The organism is Paracoccus haematequi (assembly GCF_900631945.1).
GTDB classification, from domain to species: Bacteria; Pseudomonadota; Alphaproteobacteria; order Rhodobacterales; family Rhodobacteraceae; genus Paracoccus; species Paracoccus haematequi_A.
This window is the reverse complement of sequence record NZ_UZWE01000015.1, coordinates 15,267-39,230: the sequence shown is the minus strand read 5'-3', so window position 1 is coordinate 39,230 and position 23,964 is coordinate 15,267. Positions and strand designations below refer to the sequence as shown.

The following is a 23,964-nucleotide window of genomic DNA, read 5'->3' as shown; positions in this document are numbered from 1 at the left end:
CGGCTCAATCTTCGCCCATTGGGCATCCGTCAGAACATTGCGATCCATCCTGACTATGAATCACATCAGCCTCCGAGTGTGAATCCCCACAGACCCTAGTTTCTTGTCCCTGCGAACATGAAGCGTGCCGACTTTTACGTTGAGGTTCGCATCGGGGCGGCTTTTTGAAATCGTTGTATTTTCTTTCCCTGTCCGCCATATCGGCAGACTTGGGACGAGCGCAACTGACCGTTTCGCATTCGCATGGAAGATTGCGGCGTAACAACAGTGCGGTATAGGAGGCCGGTCGCCCCCTTCGCGGGGGCGTGGATCGAAACTGGCGCGTGGATATGACGGTCGTCGCCTACACGATGTCGCCCCCTTCGCGGGGGCGTGGATCGAAACGCCCCGCTTGACCGCATGATGCAGGATGCCTTTGCGTCGCCCCCTTCGCGGGGGCGTGGATCGAAACGTTAACAGTCGATAGCGAAACACCTGCCTCGGCAGTCGCCCCCTTCGCGGGGGCGTGGATCGAAACAGCGGCTTGGCACCAAATAGCACGGGTGGCCGAGTGTCGCCCCCTTCGCGGGGGCGTGGATCGAAACCTCAACCGTCTGGCCGCCGATGGTGACACGGGTGGTCGCCCCCTTCGCGGGGGCGTGGATCGAAACGCCGAAGATCACGGCATTGCCGCGCAACTCCACAGGTCGCCCCCTTCGCGGGGGCGTGGATCGAAACTCCTTTGAAATCGGGCATACCTACAAGCACGAAGGCGTCGCCCCCTTCGCGGGGGCGTGGATCGAAACAGCAACTGCCAGACGATTTGTCGCGATCCCGCCAGTCGCCCCCTTCGCGGGGGCGTGGATCGAAACTGCACGATTGAGCTGAAGGTGCGGACAGCAAAGCGGTCGCCCCCTTCGCGGGGGCGTGGATCGAAACCGTCCACGCCACCAGCAAATGCGTGAAGCCTAGCAGTCGCCCCCTTCGCGGGGGCGTGGATCGAAACACGGACATACTCGACCGAGTTGGACGCGGTTTCGCGTCGCCCCCTTCGCGGGGGCGTGGATCGAAACTCGAAATACAAGCCCATCCAGCTTTGGAAGGCGGGTCGCCCCCTTCGCGGGGGCGTGGATCGAAACAGCGCCAGCGTGACAGCCGCAAGCAGGAACGCCGCCGTCGCCCCCTTCGCGGGGGCGTGGATCGAAACCGCGACATCCACGGGCGGCGAGTGCGCCACCTGTTGTCGCCCCCTTCGCGGGGGCGTGGATCGAAACCGCCAAAACCGGCGCGGACCTGGAAGGACTGCTTGTCGCCCCCTTCGCGGGGGCGTGGATCGAAACTGTTCTCGTTCTAATCCGCGAACGGCGCGGCGGCGTCGCCCCCTTCGCGGGGGCGTGGATCGAAACCAGGCAGTCGCGCCAGCAAATGGAAGAAGAAGCTGTCGCCCCCTTCGCGGGGGCGTGGATCGAAACTTCCACGGCGGCGGGGCGAACGGCAAATCGGTCCGTCGCCCCCTTCGCGGGGGCGTGGATCGAAACAACTGGAACCGCCCGACTGAAGAAACGCAAGGGCTGTCGCCCCCTTCGCGGGGGCGTGGATCGAAACCTGACCGAGGACGTGATCGGGGCTGACGGAAAGCCGTCGCCCCCTTCGCGGGGGCGTGGATCGAAACGGCTGTCGGGGCCATCCGCGCGACCTCTGAAATCGACAGTCGCCCCCTTCGCGGGGGCGTGGATCGAAACCTCCCATCCGTTATAGGCCCAATAGGTGCTGTTGGTCGCCCCCTTCGCGGGGGCGTGGATCGAAACCAGCCGTTGGTCAGGTGCCATCGCCGGATCTCGGCGTCGCCCCCTTCGCGGGGGCGTGGATCGAAACCGCGCCCGCACGACGCCGTTCCCGCCCGGAAGAAGTCGCCCCCTTCGCGGGGGCGTGGATCGAAACTCCGGGTCTTTGACGAAGGGGCAACCGCAGCCCGTCGCCCCCTTCGCGGGGGCGTGGATCGAAACGCCCTGGCACTGTCGGACCAGATCAGCCGGTTCAGTCGCCCCCTTCGCGGGGGCGTGGATCGAAACGCCGGGCTTGCGGGTCGGAATGCCGCGATGGCCGCGCGTCGCCCCCTTCGCGGGGGCGTGGATCGAAACGGCGTGAAAACGGGCACGAGCGTGCCGGATGCGCGTCGCCCCCTTCGCGGGGGCGTGGATTGAAACTCCATCGAATCCGAGACATAGATCCGCGCCAAGGCTTCGGCCGTTCGCGAGGTAGGGTCTCGACCAAGATCCATCTGCGGGTCAATGCGGCACGGCTGCCCATGAGAACCGAAATCATGGCTGGGCAGACATCGGACTACCTCGGCTTCGATCTGCTCATGGCCGACACCCTGCCCGAGCCTGGCGTTCTGCTCGCAGATCGCGGCTACGCTTCTGACAACATCCGCAAGACCATGGCGGTGCGCGACGTGGTGCCGGTCATCCCCATGCGCAAAACCCGGAAGCTCCGGGTCGCCGTCGACCGCAGGCTTTATCGGCTGCGCAATCTCGCCGAGCGGTGCTTCTACAAGCTCAAGAAGGCCCGGCGCGCGGCTGCCTGCTACGACAAGACAGCCGAAAGCTTCCTGGGCTTCATCGACATCACGTGACCCGCCTCTGGCTCTGTCATTTGGCAACACGACTCGTCGACTGTTATCAAATTCGCCGGCTGTTCGCGGTTTGTCCCGATGGCAATTTTCAGGAACGCGTTGGTATTATTAAGGAAACGCTGGGTTTTGCAATCCGCTGCGTAACCTCTCCGCCAACCCGCCGCCGTTCGAGGTTCGCATGGAATAGAGGATCGGCGGACCGCTTGCAAGACGGGAACGTGCGACGTTGCCCAGCCCCCGGAATCGTGGCAATAAGCGCCAAAGCAGCTTGCAGAGGTTCCCGGAGATGAGCGATTTCGCCGCGCGGCGCACCATGATGGTGGACACGCAGGTCCGCCCCAATGATGTCACGAAGTTCCCTGTGATCGAGGCCATGCTGACTGTCCCGATGGAGGATTTCGTTCCCCCTTCGCGCCGGGCCGTGGCCTATTCGGGCGAAAACCTGGATCTGGGGCAGGGCAGGGTGCTGCTGGAACCCCGGACTCTGGGCAAGATGATCGACATGCTGGACCTTCAGCCCGACGATCTGGTCCTGGATCTGGGCTGCGGCTATGGCTATTCCTCGGCGGTGCTGGCGCGGCTGGTCCAGACCGTCGTCGCCATCGAGGAGGACGCCGACATGGCCGCCGAGGCCGAGCGCCGCCTGAACGAGGCCGGCGTCTTCAACGTCGCCGTGCTGAACGCGCCCCTGAACGAAGGCGCGGCCAAGCAGGCCCCCTATGACGCCATCCTGATCAACGGCGGGGTCGAGGACGTGCCCGAGGCGATACTGTCGCAACTGAAGGACGGCGGCCGCATCGCCGCGCTGTTCGTCGAAGGCGCCCTGGGGGTGGTCAGGATCGGGCATTGCCTGAACGGCCGCGTCGTCTGGCGCTATGCCTTCAACGCGGGCGCGCCGCTGCTGCCGGGCTTCGAACGCGCGCGGAGTTTTTCGCTGTGAGGGGGCTTCGTTTCCTGGCGGCCGCCGCGCTGATCGCAGTCTCGGGGCAGGCGGCCAAGGCCGAATCGCTGGCCGACACCATGGTCGCGGCCTATCGCCATTCCGCGCTGATCGAACAGAACCGCGCCGTTCTGCGCGCCGCCGACGAAGACGTGGCCGCGGCCATCGCGGCGCTGCGCCCGATCGTGCAATGGACCGCCGCCCATACCGTCCAGCGGGCCGAGGGGCTGACCGGCTATACCACGGCGCGGTCGACCTCGCTTCAGATCGGGGCGCAGATGACGCTCTATGACTGGGGGCGGTCGCAACTGGCCATCGACGCGGCCAAGGAACAGGTTCTGGCGACGCGCCAGGGGCTTGTGGCGGTGGAACAGGATATCCTGCTGGCCGCGGCGGTGGCGTTCTTCGACATCAAGCAGGCCAATGAGCGGGTGGCCTTGCAGCAGAACTCGGTCGAGGTTCTCGGCCGCGAACGCCAGGCCGCCCAGGACCGCTTCGACGTGGGCGAGATCACCGTGACCGACGTGGCCCTGGCCGATGCGCAGCTTGCGCAGACCCAGGCGGGGCTGGCCTCGGCCCAAGGCGACCTGGAAATCGCGCGCGAGGGGTATCTGGCGGCGACCGGCCGATTCCCCGGATGGCTGGACGCGCCCCCGCCGCTGCCCAAGCTGCCCGCCTCGGTCGACGAGGCGCGGGCCATCGGGCAGCGCAACCATCCGCTGATCGCGCAGGCGCAACGCCGGGCGGCGGCGGCCGAACTGGGCGTGGCCATCGCGGCGGCGGAACGCAATCCGACGCTGACCGGCAACCTGGGCGTGGGCGTCACGCGCAGCGCACGATCCCAGTTGGATAGCGGGCGGGACAACTTTGACAGCGCCACGGTCGGGCTGGAACTCAACCAGACCATCTATTCGGGGGGCCGTCTGCCCGCCGCGCACCGCCGGGCCATGGCGGAGCGCGATCAGGCGCGGTCGGCGCTGCTGAACCTGTCGCGCCAGATCAGCCAGCAGGTCGGCGAATCATGGGCCAATATCGACGTGGCCCGCGCGCAGATCGGCGCCATCGACCAACAGATCGCCGCAGCCCAGCAGGCCTATAACGGCGTGCGAGAGGAAGCGGCCCTGGGCGCGCGCACCACGCTGGACGTTCTGGACGCGGAACAGTCCCTGCTGGAGGCGCGGGCCGACAAGATCACGGCGGAAGCCAATCTCCAGTTAGCACATTATCAACTTCTGGCTGCTATGGGTCGTCTTACGGTAGAACACCTGAACCTGGGGATTCCGACCTATGACCCTTCGCAATACTACAACGCCGTGCGCGATGCGCCTTACACCAGCAAGCAGGGCGAAAGCCTTGATCGCGTCTTGCGCGCGATCGGGCGCGACTGACGCTCTGAACGGCGGGGGGCACCATGGCTGACCCCCGCATGTCCCAGAACGCCGCGCGCCTGTCGGAAGACATCGGCGATGTCCTGTCCGCCATCCGCCGCATGATTGCCGACGACGATGCGCTGTCCTCGGCGCGCGACAACATCCGCGCGGAACGCAGCAGCCTGATCCCGGACGATGCCGGCGAATTCCTGGCCCGCCGCTATGGCGGCAATGCCGCCCTGGCGCGGCAGCTGGTCGAAACGACCGTCCGTTCCGCAGAGCCTCTGGCGGCAGAGACCATGCCCGATGCGGCCGCCGCGCCGGCCATCCCGCAGTTCATCCTGCGGGCCAAGCCAGATCTGGTACCGCCTGCCGCCAATGTCTCTCCGCTGCGGCTGGGGGCCGAACGCCGGGTCGATGAGCCCGAGGCCGCCGCGCCCAAGGCTTCGGGGTGGCGGGCCTGGCTGCGCCCCGAGGGGCGGGACGCCGCGCCCGAGATCCAGGCCCAGCCGCAGATCCCGGCCTCGCCCGAACCGGCAGGCATCGTTCAGGCCCTCGGCGACGGCGCGGACGATGCCGACGATTTCGCCGAAGCCTTCGACTGGAAGGCGCGGATGCGCCCCGAGCTTGAGGAACCGGCCCCGGTCGTCCTGGCCGAGGCGAAGCCTGCCGAACAGCGCCTGTCCGGCTGGGCCTTGCCGCCCGAGCCTGCCTTCGATCCGGTCGCCCAGCTTGCCGCCGAGGCAGAAGCCTTCGCCGCCGAGCAGCAGGCCCAGGCCGACCTGACCGACGAGGAGCAGAGCATCCGCGACCTGCTGCGCGAGATGGTGCAGGAGGAGTTGAACGGCGAGTTGGGAGAGCGGTTCTCGGCCAATCTGCGCGCCGTGATCCGGCGCGAGATCGCCGCCGCCATCGACGCGCATCTGGACCGTCTCTGACAGTCCCGGACAGCGCCCGCCAAGGCGCTGTCCGGCAAGGCCGCTCAGGTCCGGGCGTTTTGCAGGGTCTTGGCCCACCAGGACAATTCGTCCAGCGTCGCCTTCAACGAGCCTTCCAGGTTGCCTTCGATCTCGGACATCGGGGCATTGGCGCCCAGCGGCGAGACCTTGAAGAAATCGCCTCCGCCGATATGGACGGCATTGCGCAGCGGCACCATCTGAAGCTCGATCCCGATCAGGCGCAGATGTTCCAGGGCGCGCGCGCCCCCCATGCTGCCATAGGCCAGGGCGCTGAACGGCTTGCGGTTCCATTCCTTGTAGGCCTGGTCCAGGGCGTTCTTCAGCGCCCCCGTGATCGAGCGGTTGTATTCCGCCACGACGAAGATGAACCCGTCGAGACCGGCCAGCTTTTCCTGCCAGGCGACCGCGTTCGGATCGCTGGACGGCATCCACAGGTTCGATGCCGGCTCATTGAAGAACGGCAGGTTCGCGTCGCGCAGGTCGATCAACTCGAAATCCAGGTCCGGGTGATTCTTCACCTTGTCCATCAGCCATTGCGCAGGCTTGTCGGCGAAGCGCGTGTCGCGGGTGGAACTGATGATGACGCCGATGCGGGGTTTTGCCATGAGGGTCTCCTTTCGGTCTGTTGCCGTCGCAGCGTAACGCCGAACCTTCGGGGTTGTTCGGTTTTTATCGCGGCAGCAGCGCACACTGGCCCTTGCGTTCCCGCACAACGGCCTTGCCTGGGACGCGCGGCAATGGTCTATGAATCGCATGAAAAAGTCCGACAACCCCGCCGATCCCTTCAAGAAGGCCCTGTCCGAGGCGACCCGGGCCCTGGCCGACGACCGGGATCTGAACGTGACCTTCAGCGCCGACCCCTCGGGCGTGGCGGGCGATACGATGCGCCTGCCGCAGGTCAGTCGCCGCCTGGGCCGGGACGAGGTGTTGCAGGCGCGCGGCACCGCCGACGCCCTGGCGATGCGGATGCGCCACCACGACACGGCGACCCATGCGCGTTTCGCCCCCGCAGGCCCGATGGCGCGCGAATTGTACGAGGCGATGGAAACCGCCCGCTGCGAGGCGTTGGGGGCGCGCGACATGCCGGGCGCGCTGTCCAATATCGACGCCCGGATCGGCGCGGATGCCGACAAGAAGGGCTATGGCCAGATCAAGGCGCCCGCCGATGCGCCTCTGGCGGTGGCGGCGGGATACATCGTCCGCCAGGCCGCGACCGGCCGCGCGCTGCCGGGCGGCGCGCAGCACGTGGCCGACCTGTGGCGGCCTTTCGTCGAACAGCAGGCGGGCGGGTCGCTGACCCATGTCAACGAGGTACTGGCCGACCAGGCGGCCTTCGCCCGGCTGTCGCGGCAGGTGATCAGCGATCTGGGCTATGGCGACCAGCTTGGCGACGATCCCGACCAGTCCGAGGACGACGCCGAGGACAATGCCGAACAGCAGGAGGAAGCGGGCGACAACCAGTCCCGCGACCAGGACGACAGCGAGGATGCCGAGGCATCCCCCGAGCAATCGCAGGAACAGCAGCAGGACGAACGCCAGGCCCAGGTCAGCATGGACGACCAGTCCGACGAACAGCTGACCGACGAGGCCGAGATGCCGGAATCGGACACTCCGCCCGACCTGCCGCCGCCGGTCAGCGAGGCGAGCGCGGATTACAAGGTCTTTTCCCAGGCTTGGGACGAGGAAATCCGCGCCGAGGATCTGGCCGACCCGGCCGAGCTTGAACGGCTGCGCGCCTATCTGGACAAGCAGCTGGAACCGCTGCGCGGCGCGGTCAGCCGCCTGGCCAACAAGTTGCAGCGCCGCCTTCAGGCCCAGCAGAGCCGCAGTTGGGAATTCGACAAGGAGGAAGGCGTCTTGGATGCGGGCCGCCTGGCGCGGGTGGTGGCGAACCCCACGACGCCGCTGTCCTTCAAGGTCGAGAAGGACACCGAATTCCGCGATACGGTGGTGACGCTGCTGATCGACAATTCCGGGTCGATGCGCGGGCGCCCGATCAGCATCGCGGCGATCTGCGCCGATGTGCTGGCCCGGACGCTGGAACGGTGCAGCGTCAAGGTCGAGATCCTGGGATTTACCACGCGGGCCTGGAAGGGCGGCCAATCGCGCGAGGCCTGGTTGCAGGCCGGTCGTCCCGCCCAGCCGGGGCGGCTGAACGACCTGCGCCATATCATCTACAAGCCTGCCGACGCGCCCTGGCGGCGCGTACGGCCGAACCTTGGCCTGATGATGAAGGAAGGCTTGCTCAAGGAAAACATCGACGGCGAGGCCCTGGAATGGGCGCACAAGCGGCTGGTCCGCCGGTCCGAGGTCCGCAAGATCCTGATGGTGATCTCGGACGGCGCGCCGGTCGATGATTCGACGCTTTCGGTCAATCCGGCGAATTACCTGGAAAAGCACCTGCGCGACGTGATCGCCATGGTTGAAAAGAAGCGCATGGTCGAACTGCTGGCGATCGGCATCGGCCATGACGTGACGCGATACTATGAGCGCGCGGTGACGATCACCGATGCGGACCAGTTGGCGGGTGCGATCACGGAACAGCTTGCGGCGCTGTTCGATGCCGATCCGCGCAAACGGGCGCGGGCCCTGGGAATGGCCCGTCGCGCCTGAGGCGTCCCGCGGTAGCAGGGGGCCTTCCGCCCCCTGCGGACGCCCAAGGGCGTCCTACCCCCGAGGGTATTGGGGCAAAGAAGAAGTCAGCAGGCCGGGGAGGGTGGCGCGCAGTTTCGCCATGCCGCCGGGCTGCCAGCCCATGGCGCGCAGGCGGTCGCAGGTTTGCACGCGCAAGGGCGCTGGATCGGCGCGGGCGGGCAGGGGGTGCGGGCAGCCGGTCAGGGTCCGAACCTCGGCCAGAAGGTCGTGGCGGTCGAGGATCAGGTCGCTGCAATTGACCTGGTCCGGCGGGTCCGGCTGCGTCAGAAGCAGCAGGACCGCGGCGGCCAGGTCGTCGCCATGAACCTCGGTCGCGATGCGGGGCGGGATGGGGCGGCCAGCCCGGTAATCGGTGAACAGGTCGTGCCATTTGCCGGGCAGGCCATAGACTCCGGTCGCGCGGATCGCCGTGCCCCTGACCGGCAGTCCTGCAAGATGGGCTTCGGCATCCGCCTTGACCTGGCCATAGAGATCGGCCGGGCGCGCGGGCAGGTCGTCGGGCAGGGCTGTGCCTGCGGGGTGCCCGTCATGGACCGCGCGCGAGGACAGGAAGACGATCCGGTCCACCCCGTCGCGCGCGGCCGCGTCGAACAGGCGGCGCGTGCCGTCGCCATTAAGACGCAGGAAGGCTTCGGGATTGTCGCCCTCGCCCCCGCGATAGCGGCCGGGAGCGTGGGCGAAGGCGCAATGGATCAGCGCGTCATGGCCGCCCAGGTCCGGGGCATCGCCAAGCTGAAAGCCGCTGCCGCGGTCCAAGCGCGTGACCGGGTGTCCGGCCGCCTGCGCCGCGCGCAGCACGAAGCCGCCGACGATGCCCGAGGCGCCGGTCAGGGCGATGCGCATCAGGCGGCGGGGCGGACCTGGGCCGCCAGGTCGGGCACCGGCTGACCCTCGGCGATGGCGCGCCACAGGTCGATCAGCGGGCGCAGCAGATGGGTCTTGCCGTGGTCCTGCCAAGGCTTTTCATATTGGAAATGCAGGATGCGGATATCCTCCCAGCTCCACAGCTCGGGCATGTTCATCCAGACATATTGCAGCATGTTGTGATGGATCGACAGGCCGTGCCAGTCGGGGAAATAGTCTTGCAGGAAGGTCTGGTCGGTGCGACGCCAGAAGACGCCGGGGCGGTCCAGATGCGACATCATCGCGTTGAAGGTGCGGATGTCGGGGCGGGCCGTGAAGACGCCCGAGTTCATCCGGTGGAACCCGTCCAGCCCATCATAGACATTGGGCGCGGCGCAGAATTCCGGCAGGTCGAACAGCTTTTCGACGGACCGCAGCACCACCGCGTCGGCATCGATGAAGACGCAGCGGTCGTAATCCAGCTGCCACAGCCGCAGCTTGACGAAATTGTCCAGCGGGGTGTGGAAATCGGGCTTGCCGCCCTGGGTGAACGCCGCGCGGGCGTGCAGCGCGTCCCTTGCATGGGCGCGGTCGAACGCATCCGAGGTCGGCAGCAGGTCGGCGGCGATCAGCCGGGCGCCATGGGCGCGCAGCCGGGCCAGATGCGCGGGGCCAAGGCCGCGGTGCATCACCGCCAGGTCGGCGCGGGTGCCGGTCAGCTTCAGCGACCGCAGCAGCGCCTCGGCCCCCGGAAGGTAGTCGGGATTGGTCACCAGGGTGACATAGGCCCGGTCGGACCGCGCCCCCGTTTCAGGCCGCAGGCCGTCGGGCAGGGCGTGATGGCCGCCCTGCGCTGCGGTCGGGTACAGGGGGGAAATCCGGTTGGTGTCCATCTGGGATCCTGGAAAGTCCAAATTCTGGCAAGGGCCTGGCAGGCGCGACGGTATGGCGTTTTTGTAAAGCGTTGATGACAGAACGCGGTGGGGTTTGCCAAGTTTCATCTTGCCGCTAACCTGCCGCCGACAACAAGGGGACCAACCATGAGCCTGCCCGCCGCGATTTCCGGCCGCTTGCGCACCATCCTGGGCAGCCGCCTGTCCGAAACCGCCGCGGATCGCGACCATCACGCCCAGTCCGAGGCGTTCCACCGATCCCCTCCGCCCGACGCGGTGGCCTGGCCCGAGACGGCCGAGGAGGTGGCGGCGATCCTGTCGGCCTGCAACGACGCGCGCCTGCCGGTGGTCGCCTGGGGCACTGGCACCTCGCTGGAGGGCCACGCCCTGCCGGTGCGCGGGGGCATCAGCCTGGATCTGTCGCGCATGGACAAGGTGCTGGAGATCCGCCCCGAGGACATGCAGGCCAGCGTCCAGCCTGGCGTCACGCGCGAGGCGCTGAACCTTGAGCTGCGCGCGACCGGGCTGTTCTTTCCGGTCGATCCGGGCGCCAATGCGTCCCTGGGCGGGATGGCGGCCACGCGCGCCAGCGGCACCACGGCGGTGCGTTACGGCACGATGCGCGACAATGTGCTGGGCTTGCAGGTCGTGCTGGCCGACGGGCGGATCATCCGCACCGGCACGCGGGCCGCGAAATCCAGCGCTGGCTTTGACCTGACGGCGCTGTTCGTCGGCTCCGAAGGCACGCTAGGCGTCATCACCGAACTGACGCTGCGCCTCCACGGCCAGCCCGAGGAAGTCGCGGCGGCGGTCTGCGCCTTCGACAGCCTGGATCAGGCGGTGGAATGCGTCAGCGCGACGATCCAGTCGGGGATTCCGATGGCGCGGATCGAATTCGTCGACGCGGATTCTGCCCGCGCCTTCAACCTGCATTCGGGCAGCAGCCTGCCCGAAAAGCCGCACCTGATGATCGAATTCCACGGCAGCCCCGGCGCCGTCCGCGAGGATGCGGCCCGGTTCGGCGACATCGCCGCCGAATTCGGCGCCCAGGGCTTCGACTGGGCCACCACGGCCGAGGATCGCGCCCGGCTGTGGCGGATGCGCCACGGCGCCTATCATGCCTGCCTGGCGTTACGGCCGGGCGCCTCGGGGCTGATCACCGATGTCTGCGTGCCGATGTCGCATCTGCCCGCCGCCGTCCATGCCGCCGCGCAGGACATCGCCGCCGAGGGGCTGGTCGGCCCGATCCTGGGCCATGTGGGGGACGGCAATTTCCATTCCCTGCTGCTGGTCGATCCGGGCAATGCCGACGAGATCGCGGCGGCCAAGCGGGTGGCCCTGCGCATGGCGGAACGGGCGCTTGCCGTGGGCGGCACGATCAGCGGCGAACATGGCGTCGGCATCGGCAAGCGCGGACTGATGGCCGCCCAGCATGGCGAGGGATGGCAACTGATGGGCCAGATCAAGGCGGCGCTTGATCCGCATGACATCCTGAACCCCGGAAAGCTGGTGCCGGATCGGAACTAGGGTTCGCATCCTGCCGTTGCATCTCCAACCCATTCGGAGATGAACCCCATGTCCCACAACGACAACAACCCGCAGCGATCGGCCAGTCGGCACCGGCCCGCGCTGATCGCGATCGTCGTCGCGCTGCTGGCGGCGATCCTGGCATTTCTGGTCTTCCGGCCCGGCATGAACGAACAGAACGACGGCATCGCCACCACGCCCCCGCCCGCCGAAACCCCCATCACCGGCGCCGAAGGCACCGACGGCACGGCGCCCCCGGTGGTGTCGCCTGCGGGCACCCCGCAGATGGAGGAAGGCGCAGTCCGGGGCACCGACGCCGCGCCCGTCGCCGAGGGAGAGCCTGCCGACCAGTAAGCCCTTTTCTGACGCACTCGTGACCGTCACGGCCCGGTGACTTTGCCTCACGCCTTTGCGATAAGCGGGGCGCAACAAGATCCGGTTCAGGACGGCATTCGAGGGCAGGATGAGGGTTTTTTCTACGCTATTGCTTGGCTTGATGTTGGTATTGGCGGTGGCCTGCGCGCGCACGCCCGAACGCGGCGGATACAGGCCCGCCCCAGGCCCCGGCGCCAACCCGCAACTGGGCGATTCCGCCCCCCACGACTGGGGCGGGCGCCACCCCTACGCCCATGCGGTCCACGGCATCGACGTGTCCCGCTGGCAGGGCGACATCGACTGGAACCGTGTCCGCAACGCGGGCATCAGCTTTGCCTTCATCAAGGCGACCGAAGGAGGCGACCATTACGACCCCAGCTTCCATCGCTACTGGCGCGAGGCCGCCGAGGCGCGCATCCCGCGCGGTGCCTATCATTATTACTATTTCTGCCGCTCAGGCGCGGAACAGGCCGCCTGGTTCATCCGCCAGGTGCCGCGCGAGATCGGGTCGCTGCCGCCGGTCATCGACCTGGAATGGACCAATTCCCGGACCTGCCCCTATCGCCCCTCTCCGCAGGAGATCAAGCAGCAGGCGTCCATCTTCATGGACATCGTGGGCCGTCACTATGGCCAGCGGCCGATCATCTATACGACCGTCGATTTCTATCGCGACAACCGGCTGGGCGACATGCGCGCCGAATTCTGGCTGCGGTCCGTCGCGAACCATCCCAGCGTTCCCTATCCCGGCCAGCGTTGGGCCTTCTGGCAATATACCGGGACCGGCATCGTTCCGGGGATCCGCGGGAATACCGACCTTAACGCCTTTGCCGGGACACGCGCGGATTGGGTCCGATGGTTGCAAACACGACTGACACGGTAAGACCCCGGATCTGGCTGGGGATCGAGTTCGCGGCGCTCTATATCGGGGCGCCGCTGGCGATTGCGCTGTTCATGCCGGGCCGTCACCTGTTCGAGGCGCTGGCCGTATTCTCGCTGGTGGGCCTGTTCCTGCTGTGGCGCACCGGCGGCTTCGGTTTCCGGTCGCTGGTCCGGGGCTGGCGCCGGGTGCCCTTGCTGGAGGTTCTGGCCCTGTCGGCCGTCACCCTGCTGGCGGGGGTGGCGATCCTGTATGTGACCTATCCCGAACGGCTGTTCACCATGCTGCGGTCGGGGATGCTGCCGCTGATCTGGGTGTTCTATCCGCTGCTGTCCGCCCTGCCGCAGGAACTGATCTTCCGGCCGCTGTTCTTCCACCGCTATGGCGCGCTGCTGCCTGCGGGGCAGGGGGCCATCGCCATCAATGCCGGGATCTTCTCCTTTGCGCATCTGATGTACTGGTCGGCGGTGGTGGCGGTCATGACCTTCGTCGGCGGCTGGATCTTCGCCCGCGCCTATCTGCGCTATGGCTTTCCGGCGGCCTGGCTGCTGCACGCGGTTGCCGGGAACGTGCTGTTCACCGTGGGCATGGGCGCCTATTTCTATACCGGCAACGTGGTGCGTCCGTTCTAGACAGGTTGACTTCCCGCCCCCGCCGCGCTTGATGCGGGGCGGATTATTCGGGGAACGACCATGCACGCCTATCGCAGCCATACCTGCGGCGATCTGACCGCCGCGAATGCCGGTGAAACCGTCCGCCTGTCGGGCTGGGTCCACCGGGTCCGCGATCATGGCGGCGTGCTGTTCGTCGACCTGCGCGATCATTACGGCATGACCCAGGTGCTGGCCGACAGCGACAGCCCGGCCTTCGCCGCGATGGACAAGCTGCGCGCGGAAACCGTGATCCGCATCGACGGCCGCGTGAAGCTGCGCGACCCCAGCCTGGTGAACGCCAAGCTGCCCACCGGAGAGATCGAGGTCTATGCGACCGACCTGGAGGTGCTTGGCCCGGCGGACGAACTGCCGCTGCCGGTCTTCGGCGACCAGGAATACCCCGAGGAAACGCGCCTCGCCTATCGCTTCCTGGACCTGCGGCGCGAGAGCCTGCACAACAACATCATGCTGCGTTCCAAGGTGATCCGGTCCTTGCGCAACCGCATGTGGGACCAGGGCTTCACCGAATTCCAGACGCCGATCATCACCGCGTCCTCGCCCGAAGGCGCGCGCGACTTCCTGGTGCCCTCGCGCCTGCATCCGGGCAAGTTCTACGCGCTGCCGCAGGCCCCCCAGCAGTTCAAGCAGCTGATCATGGTCGCGGGCTTCGACCGTTATTTCCAGATCGCCCCCTGCTTCCGCGACGAGGATCCCCGCGCCGACCGCAGCCCGACCGACTTCTACCAGCTTGACCTGGAGATGTCCTTTGTCGAGCAGGAGGACGTGTTCGCCGCCATCCAGCCGGTGATCCAGGGCCTGTTCGAGGAATTCGGCGGCGGCCGCCCGGTCGATGCCGACTGGCCGCGCATTCCTTACGCGGAATCGATGCTGAAATACGGCAGCGACAAGCCCGACCTGCGCAACCCGATCCAGATGCAGGTGGTCAGCGACCATTTCCGCGGCTCGGGCTTCGGCATCTTCGCCAAGCTGCTGGAGCAGGAGGGAACCGAGGTCCGCGCCATCCCCGCGCCGACCGGCGGTTCCCGCAAGTTCGCCGACCGCATGAACGCCTTCGCGCAGCGCGAGGGCCTGCCGGGCATGGGCTATATCTTCTGGCGCAAGGCCGAGGACGGGTCGACCGAAGCCGCCGGTCCCATCGCCAAGGCCCTGGGCCACGAGCCGACCGAGGCGATCCGCATCCAGCTTGGCCTGGGCGAGGGCGATGCGGCCTTTTTCCTGGGCGGCAAGCCCGAACAGTTCGAGGCCGTCGCGGGCCGCGCCCGCAACGAGATCGGCCGGGAACTGGGCCTGACCGATGAAAACCAGTTCAAGTTCGCCTGGATCGTCGATTTCCCGATGTATGAAAAGACCGACGACGGCAAGATCGACTTTTCCCACAACCCGTTCTCCATGCCGCAGGGCGGGCTGGAGGCGCTGTCGGGCGACCCCTTGCAGGTCAAGGGCTTCCAATACGACCTCGCCTGCAACGGCTATGAACTGATCTCCGGCGCGATCCGCAACCACAAGCCCGAGATCATGTTCAAGGCCTTCGAACTGGCGGGCTATCCGGCCAGTGAGGTGGAAAAGCGTTTCGGCGGCATGGTCAAGGCCTTCCGCTATGGCGCGCCGCCGCACGGGGGATGTGCCGCAGGCATCGACCGGATCGTGATGCTGCTGGCCGACGAGGTGAACATCCGCCAGGTCATCATGTTCCCCATGAACCAGCGGGCCGAGGATCTGATGATGGGCGCCCCTTCGGAACCCACCAACGAACAACTGCGCGACCTGCGGCTGCGCGTCCTGCCCAAGGAGTAGAGCGCGTCGGGGATCGCGGCGGAACGTCGAAGCCGAGAGAGGCGGTTCGCCGGCCTCTCTATTCCGCCGGGGACAGCCCTGTGCGGCAAGGGCCGGTAATCGACCTGCCCATGCCGCCTGGGTTCTGTGCAAGGTGTTAGACATCTTGGCGGGGGTCTGGAACGCGGTGCCTTTCCGGGCCTCGACATGGGCGACAATCCGCGCATTCTGGCGTGACCGCAGCCCGGAAGAGGAACGATGCCCGACCATCCCCAGCCCGATCTTGCCGATTTCACGCCGCCGCCCGGCCCGGCGGACCAGCCGATCCGCAGCGCCCTGTTACAGCCCCTGTCGGCGGAACTGCACGCCGAGGATCTGTTCCGGGCGCAGGCGGGCCATGACGGGTTGTGGACCTATATGCCCTATGGTCCCTTCGCCGATGCGCAGGAGTATCGGGCCTGGACCGCCCAGGCAGAGACCTCGGCCGATCCGCTGTTCCTGGCGATCCTCGATCCCGCCACCGGGCGGGCTGCGGGCCATGCCGCGTTCCTGCGCATCGACCGTCCGAACGGCGTGATCGAGATCGGGCATATCCTGCTGACGCCCGCTTTGCAGCGAGGCCGGGCGGGCAGCGCGGCGCTGATGGCGATGATCGCCTGGGCCTTCGAACGGGGCTATCGCCGGGTCGAATGGAAATGCAACGCGCTGAATGCGCCCTCTCGCCGCGCGGCCCTGCGGCTGGGATTTTCCTATGAGGGCACGTTCCGCAACCACATGATCGTCAAGGGCCAGAACCGCGATTCGGCCTGGTTCGCGATCACCGACGACGACTGGACGGCCCTGGCGCCTGCTTACGACGCCTGGCTAGATCCGGGCAACTTCGATGCCGGGGGCCGGCAGCATGCCAGCCTGTCGGATCTGACGGCGGGCGTCCTGCCGGGCCGCAGCGACGGTCCCTGATCACATTCCGGCGACGCGGGCCAGCCGTTCCTGCACCAGGCCGCTGATCCGCGCCAGGTCGGTGGCCAGGGCATGGCCGGCATCGCGGTCGCGTGCCAAGGCGGCGGCCGCGGCCTCCAGCACTGGGTCGTGGGATGACCGGGCGATGCCCGCCAGGAAATGCGCGATATAGTCGACCGCGGCCGTGTCCTGCGCCGAGGAGAGGATTTCGGCGACATGGGCCAGGTCGTCGCGCAGCCCCGAGGGATCGGGCTGGATCACCTCATCCGGCAGGATGCGCAGGCCGAGGCCCCGCGCCTCGACCGGCAGGGCCGACAGGATGGTCTGCTGGAACACCGCCAGGTTTTCGATGGGCTTGGCCAGGAAACCATCCGCCCCCGCCATCAGGGCGGCATCGGCAAGGTCGGGATCGCCCGAGATGCCCAGCAGCACCGGCACACGGGGTTCGGTCGCGGCGATCTGGCGGATCAGATCCGCGCCGTTGCCGTCAGGAAGTCCCAGATCGACGATCACCACAGCGGGACGATAGATCTGCAAGTGCCGCGCGGCCGAACGCAGGCAGTCGGCCCGCCGGATCCGCGCCCCCGACCGCAGGCACAGCAGCCGCACGGCCTCGCTGGCGAAGCGCGAATCTTCGACCACAAGAACGGTCAGGCCGGTCAGCGGCCGGTTGGGCATCGAGACGCGCCACATGGGCAAGGCGTCGGTGATGCCGGGCGCGATGTCGTTCTGCATGTCATGTACCCCTTACCGATGTCGCCCCGCCAGTTAGCCGCCGATTCGCTAAGAAGCGGTTAACGCTGTTGGGTTTTCCTTTCGCCGCCGCGCGGAAAGCCCTAGAACCACCCAAAACCCGGAGGACAGGATGATCGGACGTCTTAACCATGTGGCCATCGCGGTTCCCGACCTGGCTGCGGCATCCGCCCAATATGCCGCTACCCTGGGCGCCAGGGTCGGCGCGCCCCAGGACGAACCGGACCATGGCGTGACGGTGGTCTTCATCGAACTGCCCAACACCAAGATCGAACTGCTGTATCCCCTGGGCGAGAACAGCCCGATCCAGGGATTCCTGGACAAGAACCCGTCCGGCGGCATCCATCACATGTGCTTCGAGGTGGATGACATCCTTGCCGCGCGCGACCGCCTGAAATCCGAAGGCGCGCGCGTCCTGGGCAGCGGCGAACCCAAGATCGGCGCCCACGGCAAGCCGGTCCTGTTCCTGCATCCCAAGGATTTCAACGGCTGCCTGATCGAGCTGGAGCAGGCCTGATGAACCTGACCGGGGGCATCGTCCTGTTCGCCGTGCTGTGGTTCCTGACGCTGTTCATCGTCGTGCTGATCGGCCAGCGCAGCCAGCAGGATGCGGGCGAGATCGTGCCGGGCACCCCGGCGGGGGCGCCCGCCGATCTGCGGCTGAAGGGCAAGCTGATCTGGACCACGGTGATCGCGGCGATCATCTGGGCCGTGATCGCCTATGTGATCCTGGGCGGGCTGATCACCCGCGCGGATATCGAGAATCTGGACCGGCTGATTCGCTGATCAAGTGGAACAGATGCGTGAAGGCCGCAGCCGCCAGCAGCGGCACCGCGATATTGACCAGGGGAATCACCAGGGCCACCGCGACCAGGACGCCCGCCAGCGTCACGCGGCCCGCATTCGCCTTGCGCAGGGTCGTGGCCTGAACCTGATCCATGTGGCGGCGGGCGGCCATTTGGAAGAACTCGCGCCCCAGCAGCCAACCGTTCGCGCCGAAAAACAGCAGCGGCGCCAGCGGGCCCAGGACCGGCGTCAGGAACAGCGACAGCACCGCGACCGCCAGGACGGCCAGCATCACCGCGACCGATTCCAGCAGCCCGTCCAGGAAATCCAGCGAGACGCCTTTGCGGGCGGGATAGTGCGTCTCCTCGACCGCGTCGGCGACATGGTCGGCGAACAGGCCCGAAAAGCCTGCGGCGACGGGGGCCATCAGGAAGAACCCCATCAGCGGGAACAGCGCCAGCGATCCCCAGGACAGCGCCGATCCGACATCCAGCGTGCCGTTCCAGGGCAGCGACAGGCTGCCCGGCACGAAGCTGCGGACCGCCCAGAACAGCGCCGATTGCAGGACGACGAACAGCAGGACGGTCAGCGCGACGCCCATCAGGGCCAACCGCAGGATGCGCGGCCGCAGCAGGTCCAGCCAGCCCAGGGCGAGGGCGCGAAAGACGATCATTCCAGCCAGCGCGTCTTGGCCGCGACATCGGGGCGCGGGCGTTCCGGCGGCGCGTCCCCCCGGCTGCCCAGATGAACCAGACCCACCAGCCGTTCGCCGTCGGTCAGGCCCAGGTGGTTGCGCCCGAAGGTCTCGTCCAGCACCGCAGGCCCGGTCAGCCAGGCGGCCCCCCAGCCCGAGGCGAGCGCGGCATTCACCAGCCCCAGGCAGACCGCCCCCGCCGACAGGAACTGTTCCCAGCCCGGCACCTTGTCGCTGGCGACGGGCGTCGAGACCACAGCCACGATCGCCGGCGAGCCGAAGGCCGAGGCCGCCTTGTCGGCCGCCGCCTGATCCTGGCCGGCGGCCAGCACATGGTCGCGCAGCACCGGCGCCAGTCGATCCAGGGCGGCGCGTTCCAGCACCACGAAGCGCCAGGGTTCCAGCTTGCCATGGTCGGGAACGCGCGTGGCCAGGGTCAGCAGGCGCAGGATCTCGGCCCGGTCGGGGGCGGGTTCGCGCAGCATCTTGGGCGGATGCGACCGGCGCGTCGCCAGAAAGTCCAGGGCGGCATCGTTGCGATGGGTCATGGCGGTCTCCTTTCCGGCTGTTTTTCCCGAAACGGGCGGGGCGCGCAAGCAAGGGTTGCCAAGGGTGGCGGCAGACGGGATGTTGCGGCCATGAGCGATGATCTGCGCCATCTGGCCGTTCCCGGCGCCACCCTGTCCGTGCGCGTGACGCCGCGCGCGCGGCGCAATGCCGTCACCCTGGCCGAGGATGGCCTGCGTGTCCACACCACCACGGTCCCCGAGGACGGCAAGGCGAACGACGCGGTGATCCGGCTGCTGTCCAAGGCCCTGGACGTGCCCCGGTCGCAATTGACGCTGCTGCGCGGCGCCACCTCGCGCGACAAGCTGTTCCGGGTCGATCAGCCCCGGTCGATGCGGTAATTCCCCTCGGGCAGGTTCAGGGCCAGGCGCAGTTCGGCCAGCTGGTGCATCGACAGGGTGATGCGCACCACTTCGTCGTCGGGGCCGACCTGTTCCAGCACCACGCGGTCGTCGAAGGACAGGATCACCACATCCTCGTTCAGCGGGCCGGTATCGGGATCGGCCTCGTCGATCAGGGTGATGACGGTGGCGTCGAAATCATGCTCGATGGTGAACATCGCGGGCCTCCTTGTTTCGGGACGACAATCGCGTGATGCGGCGCCATCGGCAAGCGGGCAGGGTTTGCGCGGGTTTTCACGACCGGCTAAGATCGGGGAACGCAAACGTTACGACCGCGCCGGGCCAAGGCGCGGCGATGGGGCAAAGGGCAGGCGATGAAGCAGGTCACGGCGATCTTGGGTGCAGGACTTCTGGGCATGGCCGCCTGTGCGCCCCTGCCGATGGATCCTGTCAGCATTCCGACCGGGCCCTATGGCGCGCCCCAATCCGCGCCGGTCCTGACGAATGACGGCAGCCCGCAATCGGCCGCGCGCATGTTCGTGGCGGTGATGCGCCGGATGGAACCGGCCGTTGAACGCGAATGCCTGCAACGGCGCACCCAGCCGATCAACTGCGATTTCCAGTTCGTGGTTGACGACCGTCCAGGGCAAGAGACCAATGCCTTCCAGACTATCGACGCCACCGGCCGTCCGATCATCGGCTTTACCCTGCCGCTGATCGCCCAGACCCGCAACGGCGACGAGATCGCCTTCGTCGTCGGGCACGAGGCCAGCCACCACATCCTGAACCATCTGGATCGCAAGGCGGGCGCCGCGGCAGCGGGGGCGGTGATTCTGGGCAGCATCGCCTCGGTCTATGGCAACAACCCCGAGGCGATCGAAACGGCGCAGCGAATCGGCGCCTCGGTCGGGTCGCGCTATTACTCGCGGGATTGGGAACTTCAGGCGGATTATCTGGGCGCCATCATGACGCTTAACGCGGGCTTCGACCCGATCAACGGATCGCTGTTCTTCGAGCGAATCCCCGATCCGGGCGACCATATCCTGGGCACCCACCCCCCGCGCGCGGCCCGTCTGGCCCAGGTCAGGCGCGCGGTCGCCGATGTTCAAAGCGGCCGAATTCGTTGATCGCGACATATCAACCAAAAGTTGCGGCGGAAATGCCACAGTTTACGCCGCGTTAACCCCAGGGTTGTCCGAAGCCCCGCATTTCATTGCCGAAAAACCGATGAAATGCTGGCGAAAAAACAGCACCTTGTTGAAAATTCGGCACGCCGGGACCGCGTGCGGCGGAAAGCAGCCGAACTTTTCCGAAAAAAAGCTGCTCAACCGGCGGAATTTTGCTTTTGTCGCAATTACCATGCACATAAAGTGCAATTAAATTTGATCACGTTGACGCGATGCCACGGCATCCGTGTGGAGTGTCGGAATGATCGGCGTTGTTGTCTGGAGCAGTGCAGAACGTGAAAAGGCCGTGATCTGGTGCGAGGATCACGCGGCTCTGGCCTATCTGCAAGGACGTGAAAACCTGACGCGGACGGCCTGCTGGCCGCAGCCTGGCGATCTGGTCGAACTGGAAAGCGAAGTCCTCGGCGCCTTGCGCCATGCGCGCAGTGTCACGATGCTGTCAGAACAGGAATTCGCGCATCTGCCCGACATGCTCCGCGCCAACACGCCCCCGGCCGAGCCGCATCTGCGAATCGTCTCCTCGACCCCCGAGCCGAGAGAGCAGATGGCGGCCCAGCCGATTCTCAGGGCCGCCGTCGCGGGCTGATCCCGTTCAGACGCCGCGCGACAGGGCCGCGACGCCGGTCCGGGCCAGATCGGACAGGCCCAACGGCCGCATCAGGTCGGCAAAGGCATCCAGCTTGGACGGCGTCCCCACCAGTTCGAAGACAAAGCTCTCCAACGTCGAATCAACCACGTTGGCGCGGAAGATTTCCGCGATCCGCAGCGCTTCGACCCGCTTTTCGCCCTGGCCGCGCACCTTGAACAGCCCCAGTTCCCGTTCGACAGCGGGGCCTTCCACGGTCAGGTCGTGGACCTCGTGGACGGGGACGATGCGGCCCAGCTGCGCCTTGACCTGGGCGATCACGGCGGGGGTTCCGCGCGTCACCAAGGTGATGCGGGATCGGTGGCCGGTATGATCCACCTCGGCCACCGTCAGGCTGTCGATATTGTAGCCGCGCCCGGAAAACAGCCCGATCACGCGGGCCAGCACGCCCGGCTCGTTCTCGACCAGCACGGCCAGGGTGTGGCTTTCCTCGACCTGGGAATTCGGATCGCGCAGATCATAGGCCGAATGGCTGGACGCGCCCTTCTGGATGTTCAAAGCATTCATTGGTCTGCCTCATCTTCCGTGCAGAAATATCCTGGGGGTGAGAAGCGCCCGGAAAAAGGTCCACTGGACCTTTTTCAGCGACGAACGCCTGCCGCCCAGTCGGCAGGCAGGGGCAAAGCCCCCACGCGACAGTCTCAGACCAGCACCGCGCCTTCCGATTCGATCACGCCCAGCGTCGCGGCCTCGCCCAGCAGCATCTCGTTATGCGGCTTGCCCGAGGGGATCATCGGGAAGCAGTTCTCGTGCTTCTCGACCAGGACATCCAGGATGAACGGGCCGTCGTAATCCAGCATCTGCTGGATCGCCGCGTCCAGATCCGCGGGATCCTTGACCACCGCGCCCTTGCAGCCGAATGCCTCGGCCAACTTGACGAAATCGGGCAGGCTGTCCGACCAGGACTGGCTGTAGCGTTCGCCATGCAGCAGCTGCTGCCATTGCCGCACCATGCCCAGCCGTTCGTTGTTCAGGATGAACTGCTTGACCGGCAGGCGGAACTGCACCGCAGTGCCCATTTCCTGCATGTTCATCAGCCAGCTGGCATCGCCCGCGACGTTGATCACCAGGGCCTCGGGATGGGCCATCTGCACGCCGATGCTGGCAGGCAGCCCATAGCCCATGGTCCCCAGCCCGCCCGAGGTCATCCAGCGATTCGGCTGGTCGAAATGCAGGTATTGCGCCGCCCACATCTGGTGCTGGCCGACCTCGGTCGTGACATAGCGGTCGCGGCCTTTGGTCAGCGCCTCCAGCCGCTCCAGGGCGTATTGCGGCTTGATCAGCGAATCGCTGTTGCGATAGGCAAGGCATTTCTTGGCCTTCCAGCCCTCGATCTGCGCCCACCACTGGCGCAGGGCCGGGCTGTTGACCTTGCGGCCGCGCGATTTCCAGACCTTCAGCAGATCCTCCAGGACGTGCCCCACATCGCCGACGATGGGGATGTCGACCCGGATCACCTTGTTGATGCTGGACGGGTCGATGTCGATATGCGCCTTGACCGAATGCGGGCTGAAATCGGCCACGCGCCCGGTGATGCGGTCGTCGAAGCGCGCGCCGATGTTGATCATCAGGTCGCAGCCGTGCATCGCCAGGTTCGCCTCGTAGAGGCCGTGCATCCCCAGCATCCCCAGCCAGTTCTTCCCCGAGGCCGGATAGGCGCCCAGCCCCATCAGGGTCGAGGTGACGGGAAAGCCGGTCGCCTCGGCCAGTTCGCGCAAAAGCTGGCTGGCGCCCGGACCCGAGTTGATGACCCCGCCGCCGGTATAGAGGATCGGGCGTTCGGCCCCCTCCATCAGCTCGACCAGCCGCGTGATGGCCTGGATGTCGCCCTTGCGGACCGGCTGATAGCGGGCGGGCTCGACCTGTTTCGGCCCGACATAGGCGCCGCTGGCGAACTGCACGTCCTTCGGAATGTCGACCAGCACCGGACCCGGCCGCCCCGAGGTGGCGACCTGGAAGGCCTTGTGGATCGTCTCGGATAGCTTGTCGGTGTCCTTGACCAGCCAGTTGTGCTTGGTGCAGGGGCGGGTGATGCCGACCGTATCGGCCTCTTGGAAGCCGTCGGTGCCGATCATGAAGGTCGGAACCTGGCCCGACAGCACGACCAGCGGGATCGAATCCAGCAGCGCGTCGGTCAGGCCGGTGACGGCATTCGTGGCCCCCGGCCCGGAGGTGACCAGCACGACCCCCGGCTTGCCCGTGGACCGGGCATAGCCTTCGGCCATGTGGACCGCGCCCTGTTCATGGCGCACCAGGACATGGGTGATGTCGTTCTGCTGGAAAATCTCGTCATAGATGGGTAGTACCGCCCCGCCCGGATAGCCGAATACCGTATCGACGCCCTGATCGCGCAAGGCTTCGACAACCATTCTTGCACCCGTCATCATTCGGGACATGCCTTCCTCCATCACATCAAGACCCGGCGGCGCAAACCGTCCGCGAGTCGGCGCAAACTATGGAGGCGGCCGGACGGGGTCAATGGGGTCGCGCGGATAAAATGACGCGTATCGCGCAAAAATTGTAATTTTCT

The 23,964-nt window shown here is 66.8% G+C and carries 24 protein-coding genes, 1 pseudogene and 1 CRISPR repeat array; of the genes and pseudogenes, 16 read left to right on the top strand and 9 right to left on the bottom strand.

Annotation, left to right across the window (positions count from 1 at the left end):
* Positions 1-285 precede the first annotated feature (285 nt).
* A CRISPR array of direct repeats spans positions 286-2,186; the repeat unit is 32 nt; unit sequence GTCGCCCCCTTCGCGGGGGCGTGGATCGAAAC.
* A gap of 23 nt (positions 2,187-2,209) precedes the next feature.
* The 4 genes and pseudogenes from PARHAE_RS01285 to PARHAE_RS01270 form a co-directional block, all read left to right on the top strand.
* Positions 2,210-2,643, top strand: a pseudogene (locus PARHAE_RS01285) (IS5 family transposase); the annotation flags it as partial.
* Between the two features lie 257 nt (positions 2,644-2,900).
* On the top strand, positions 2,901-3,554 hold the full coding sequence (locus PARHAE_RS01280; RefSeq protein ID WP_126152796.1) for a protein-L-isoaspartate O-methyltransferase family protein: 654 nt from the start codon (positions 2,901-2,903) through the stop codon (positions 3,552-3,554).
* Positions 3,551-4,942 carry a TolC family outer membrane protein gene (locus PARHAE_RS01275; RefSeq protein WP_126152795.1) on the top strand — a complete coding sequence of 464 codons (1,392 nt, stop codon included), beginning with the start codon at positions 3,551-3,553 and terminating at the stop codon, positions 4,940-4,942. Before PARHAE_RS01280 ends, PARHAE_RS01275 begins: the two co-directional genes overlap by 4 nt.
* A 23-nt stretch (positions 4,943-4,965) precedes the next feature.
* Positions 4,966-5,862 (top strand): hypothetical protein, encoded by an 897-nt coding sequence (locus PARHAE_RS01270; RefSeq protein WP_126152794.1) that lies wholly within the window; start codon positions 4,966-4,968, stop codon positions 5,860-5,862.
* 44 nt (positions 5,863-5,906) lie between these two features.
* Here PARHAE_RS01270 and PARHAE_RS01265 read toward each other — a convergent pair whose 3' ends face one another.
* Positions 5,907-6,488 (bottom strand): NADPH-dependent FMN reductase, encoded by a 582-nt coding sequence (locus tag PARHAE_RS01265; RefSeq protein ID WP_126152793.1) that lies wholly within the window; start codon positions 6,486-6,488, stop codon positions 5,907-5,909.
* A gap of 148 nt (positions 6,489-6,636) precedes the next feature.
* Here PARHAE_RS01265 and cobT point away from each other — a divergent pair, with 148 nt between their 5' ends.
* Positions 6,637-8,496, top strand: a complete 1,860-nt coding sequence (cobT, locus tag PARHAE_RS01260) for a cobaltochelatase subunit CobT (RefSeq protein WP_126152792.1) — start codon at positions 6,637-6,639, stop codon at positions 8,494-8,496.
* Between the two features lie 54 nt (positions 8,497-8,550).
* On the opposite strand, the gene PARHAE_RS01255 is transcribed toward cobT, so the two are convergent.
* The gene (locus PARHAE_RS01255; RefSeq protein WP_126152791.1) at positions 8,551-9,381 is read right to left on the bottom strand and encodes an NAD-dependent epimerase/dehydratase family protein; all 831 of its coding nucleotides are present in this window, start codon (positions 9,379-9,381) and stop codon (positions 8,551-8,553) included.
* Entirely contained in the window at positions 9,381-10,274 is an 894-nt protein-coding gene (locus PARHAE_RS01250; protein WP_126152790.1) for a glycosyltransferase, read from the bottom strand. Before PARHAE_RS01250 ends, PARHAE_RS01255 begins: the two co-directional genes overlap by 1 nt.
* Before the next feature lie 147 nt (positions 10,275-10,421).
* On the opposite strand from PARHAE_RS01250, the gene PARHAE_RS01245 reads away from it, so the two are divergent.
* From PARHAE_RS01245 to PARHAE_RS01220, 6 genes are all read left to right on the top strand, one after another.
* Positions 10,422-11,801: an FAD-binding oxidoreductase gene (locus tag PARHAE_RS01245; protein ID WP_126152789.1), complete on the top strand. Its 1,380-nt coding sequence runs from the start codon at positions 10,422-10,424 to the stop codon at positions 11,799-11,801.
* A 48-nt stretch (positions 11,802-11,849) separates the two neighbouring features.
* Complete coding sequence (locus tag PARHAE_RS01240; RefSeq protein ID WP_126152788.1) at positions 11,850-12,155, top strand: hypothetical protein; 306 nt, start codon at positions 11,850-11,852, stop codon at positions 12,153-12,155.
* Between the two features lie 142 nt (positions 12,156-12,297).
* Positions 12,298-13,056 carry a glycoside hydrolase family 25 protein gene (locus PARHAE_RS01235; protein ID WP_241232623.1) on the top strand — a complete coding sequence of 253 codons (759 nt, stop codon included), beginning with the start codon at positions 12,298-12,300 and terminating at the stop codon, positions 13,054-13,056.
* A complete protein-coding gene (locus PARHAE_RS01230; protein WP_126152786.1) occupies positions 13,029-13,685 on the top strand; it encodes a CPBP family intramembrane glutamic endopeptidase in 657 nt (218 codons plus the stop codon). Before PARHAE_RS01235 ends, PARHAE_RS01230 begins: the two co-directional genes overlap by 28 nt.
* 60 nt (positions 13,686-13,745) lie before the next feature.
* Positions 13,746-15,521 (top strand): aspartate--tRNA ligase, encoded by a 1,776-nt coding sequence (gene aspS / locus PARHAE_RS01225; protein WP_126152785.1) that lies wholly within the window; start codon positions 13,746-13,748, stop codon positions 15,519-15,521.
* Between the two features lie 237 nt (positions 15,522-15,758).
* Positions 15,759-16,460, top strand: coding sequence for a GNAT family N-acetyltransferase (locus PARHAE_RS01220; RefSeq protein ID WP_126152784.1), 702 nt, complete (start codon positions 15,759-15,761; stop codon positions 16,458-16,460).
* On the opposite strand, the gene PARHAE_RS01215 is transcribed toward PARHAE_RS01220, so the two are convergent.
* A complete protein-coding gene (locus PARHAE_RS01215) occupies positions 16,461-17,195 on the bottom strand; it encodes a response regulator (protein ID WP_206436837.1) in 735 nt (244 codons plus the stop codon).
* Between the two features lie 130 nt (positions 17,196-17,325).
* On the opposite strand from PARHAE_RS01215, the gene mce reads away from it, so the two are divergent.
* Both mce and PARHAE_RS01205 read left to right on the top strand, forming a co-directional pair.
* The gene (gene mce, locus PARHAE_RS01210) at positions 17,326-17,730 is read left to right on the top strand and encodes a methylmalonyl-CoA epimerase (protein WP_126152783.1); all 405 of its coding nucleotides are present in this window, start codon (positions 17,326-17,328) and stop codon (positions 17,728-17,730) included.
* The gene (locus PARHAE_RS01205) at positions 17,730-17,999 is read left to right on the top strand and encodes a DUF1467 family protein (protein WP_126152782.1); all 270 of its coding nucleotides are present in this window, start codon (positions 17,730-17,732) and stop codon (positions 17,997-17,999) included. Before mce ends, PARHAE_RS01205 begins: the two co-directional genes overlap by 1 nt.
* Here PARHAE_RS01205 and PARHAE_RS01200 read toward each other — a convergent pair.
* A complete protein-coding gene (locus PARHAE_RS01200) occupies positions 17,956-18,672 on the bottom strand; it encodes an EI24 domain-containing protein (RefSeq protein WP_241232622.1) in 717 nt (238 codons plus the stop codon). The two genes, PARHAE_RS01205 and PARHAE_RS01200, sit on opposite strands and share 44 nt — an antisense overlap.
* The gene (locus PARHAE_RS01195) at positions 18,669-19,241 is read right to left on the bottom strand and encodes a nitroreductase family protein (protein ID WP_126152781.1); all 573 of its coding nucleotides are present in this window, start codon (positions 19,239-19,241) and stop codon (positions 18,669-18,671) included. Before PARHAE_RS01195 ends, PARHAE_RS01200 begins: the two co-directional genes overlap by 4 nt.
* 90 nt (positions 19,242-19,331) lie before the next feature.
* Between PARHAE_RS01195 and PARHAE_RS01190 the strand changes: the two genes are divergently transcribed.
* Positions 19,332-19,601: a DUF167 domain-containing protein gene (locus PARHAE_RS01190; protein WP_126152780.1), complete on the top strand. Its 270-nt coding sequence runs from the start codon at positions 19,332-19,334 to the stop codon at positions 19,599-19,601.
* Here PARHAE_RS01190 and PARHAE_RS01185 read toward each other — a convergent pair.
* Positions 19,580-19,819: a hypothetical protein gene (locus tag PARHAE_RS01185; RefSeq protein WP_126152779.1), complete on the bottom strand. Its 240-nt coding sequence runs from the start codon at positions 19,817-19,819 to the stop codon at positions 19,580-19,582. The two genes, PARHAE_RS01190 and PARHAE_RS01185, sit on opposite strands and share 22 nt — an antisense overlap.
* Positions 19,820-19,975: 156 nt before the next feature.
* Here PARHAE_RS01185 and PARHAE_RS01180 point away from each other — a divergent pair, with 156 nt between their 5' ends.
* Together PARHAE_RS01180 and PARHAE_RS01175 are read left to right on the top strand one after the other, a co-directional pair.
* Positions 19,976-20,728, top strand: a complete 753-nt coding sequence (locus tag PARHAE_RS01180; RefSeq protein WP_126152778.1) for a M48 family metallopeptidase — start codon at positions 19,976-19,978, stop codon at positions 20,726-20,728.
* A gap of 301 nt (positions 20,729-21,029) precedes the next feature.
* Complete coding sequence (locus PARHAE_RS01175) at positions 21,030-21,374, top strand: hypothetical protein (RefSeq protein WP_126152777.1); 345 nt, start codon at positions 21,030-21,032, stop codon at positions 21,372-21,374.
* Between the two features lie 6 nt (positions 21,375-21,380).
* Here the strand turns inward: PARHAE_RS01175 and ilvN are convergent, their stop codons facing one another.
* A complete protein-coding gene (ilvN, locus tag PARHAE_RS01170; protein WP_126152776.1) occupies positions 21,381-21,941 on the bottom strand; it encodes an acetolactate synthase small subunit in 561 nt (186 codons plus the stop codon).
* Positions 21,942-22,075: 134 nt separating this feature from the next.
* Positions 22,076-23,830, bottom strand: coding sequence for an acetolactate synthase 3 large subunit (locus tag PARHAE_RS01165; protein WP_164555102.1), 1,755 nt, complete (start codon positions 23,828-23,830; stop codon positions 22,076-22,078).
* Positions 23,831-23,964 lie beyond the last annotated feature (134 nt).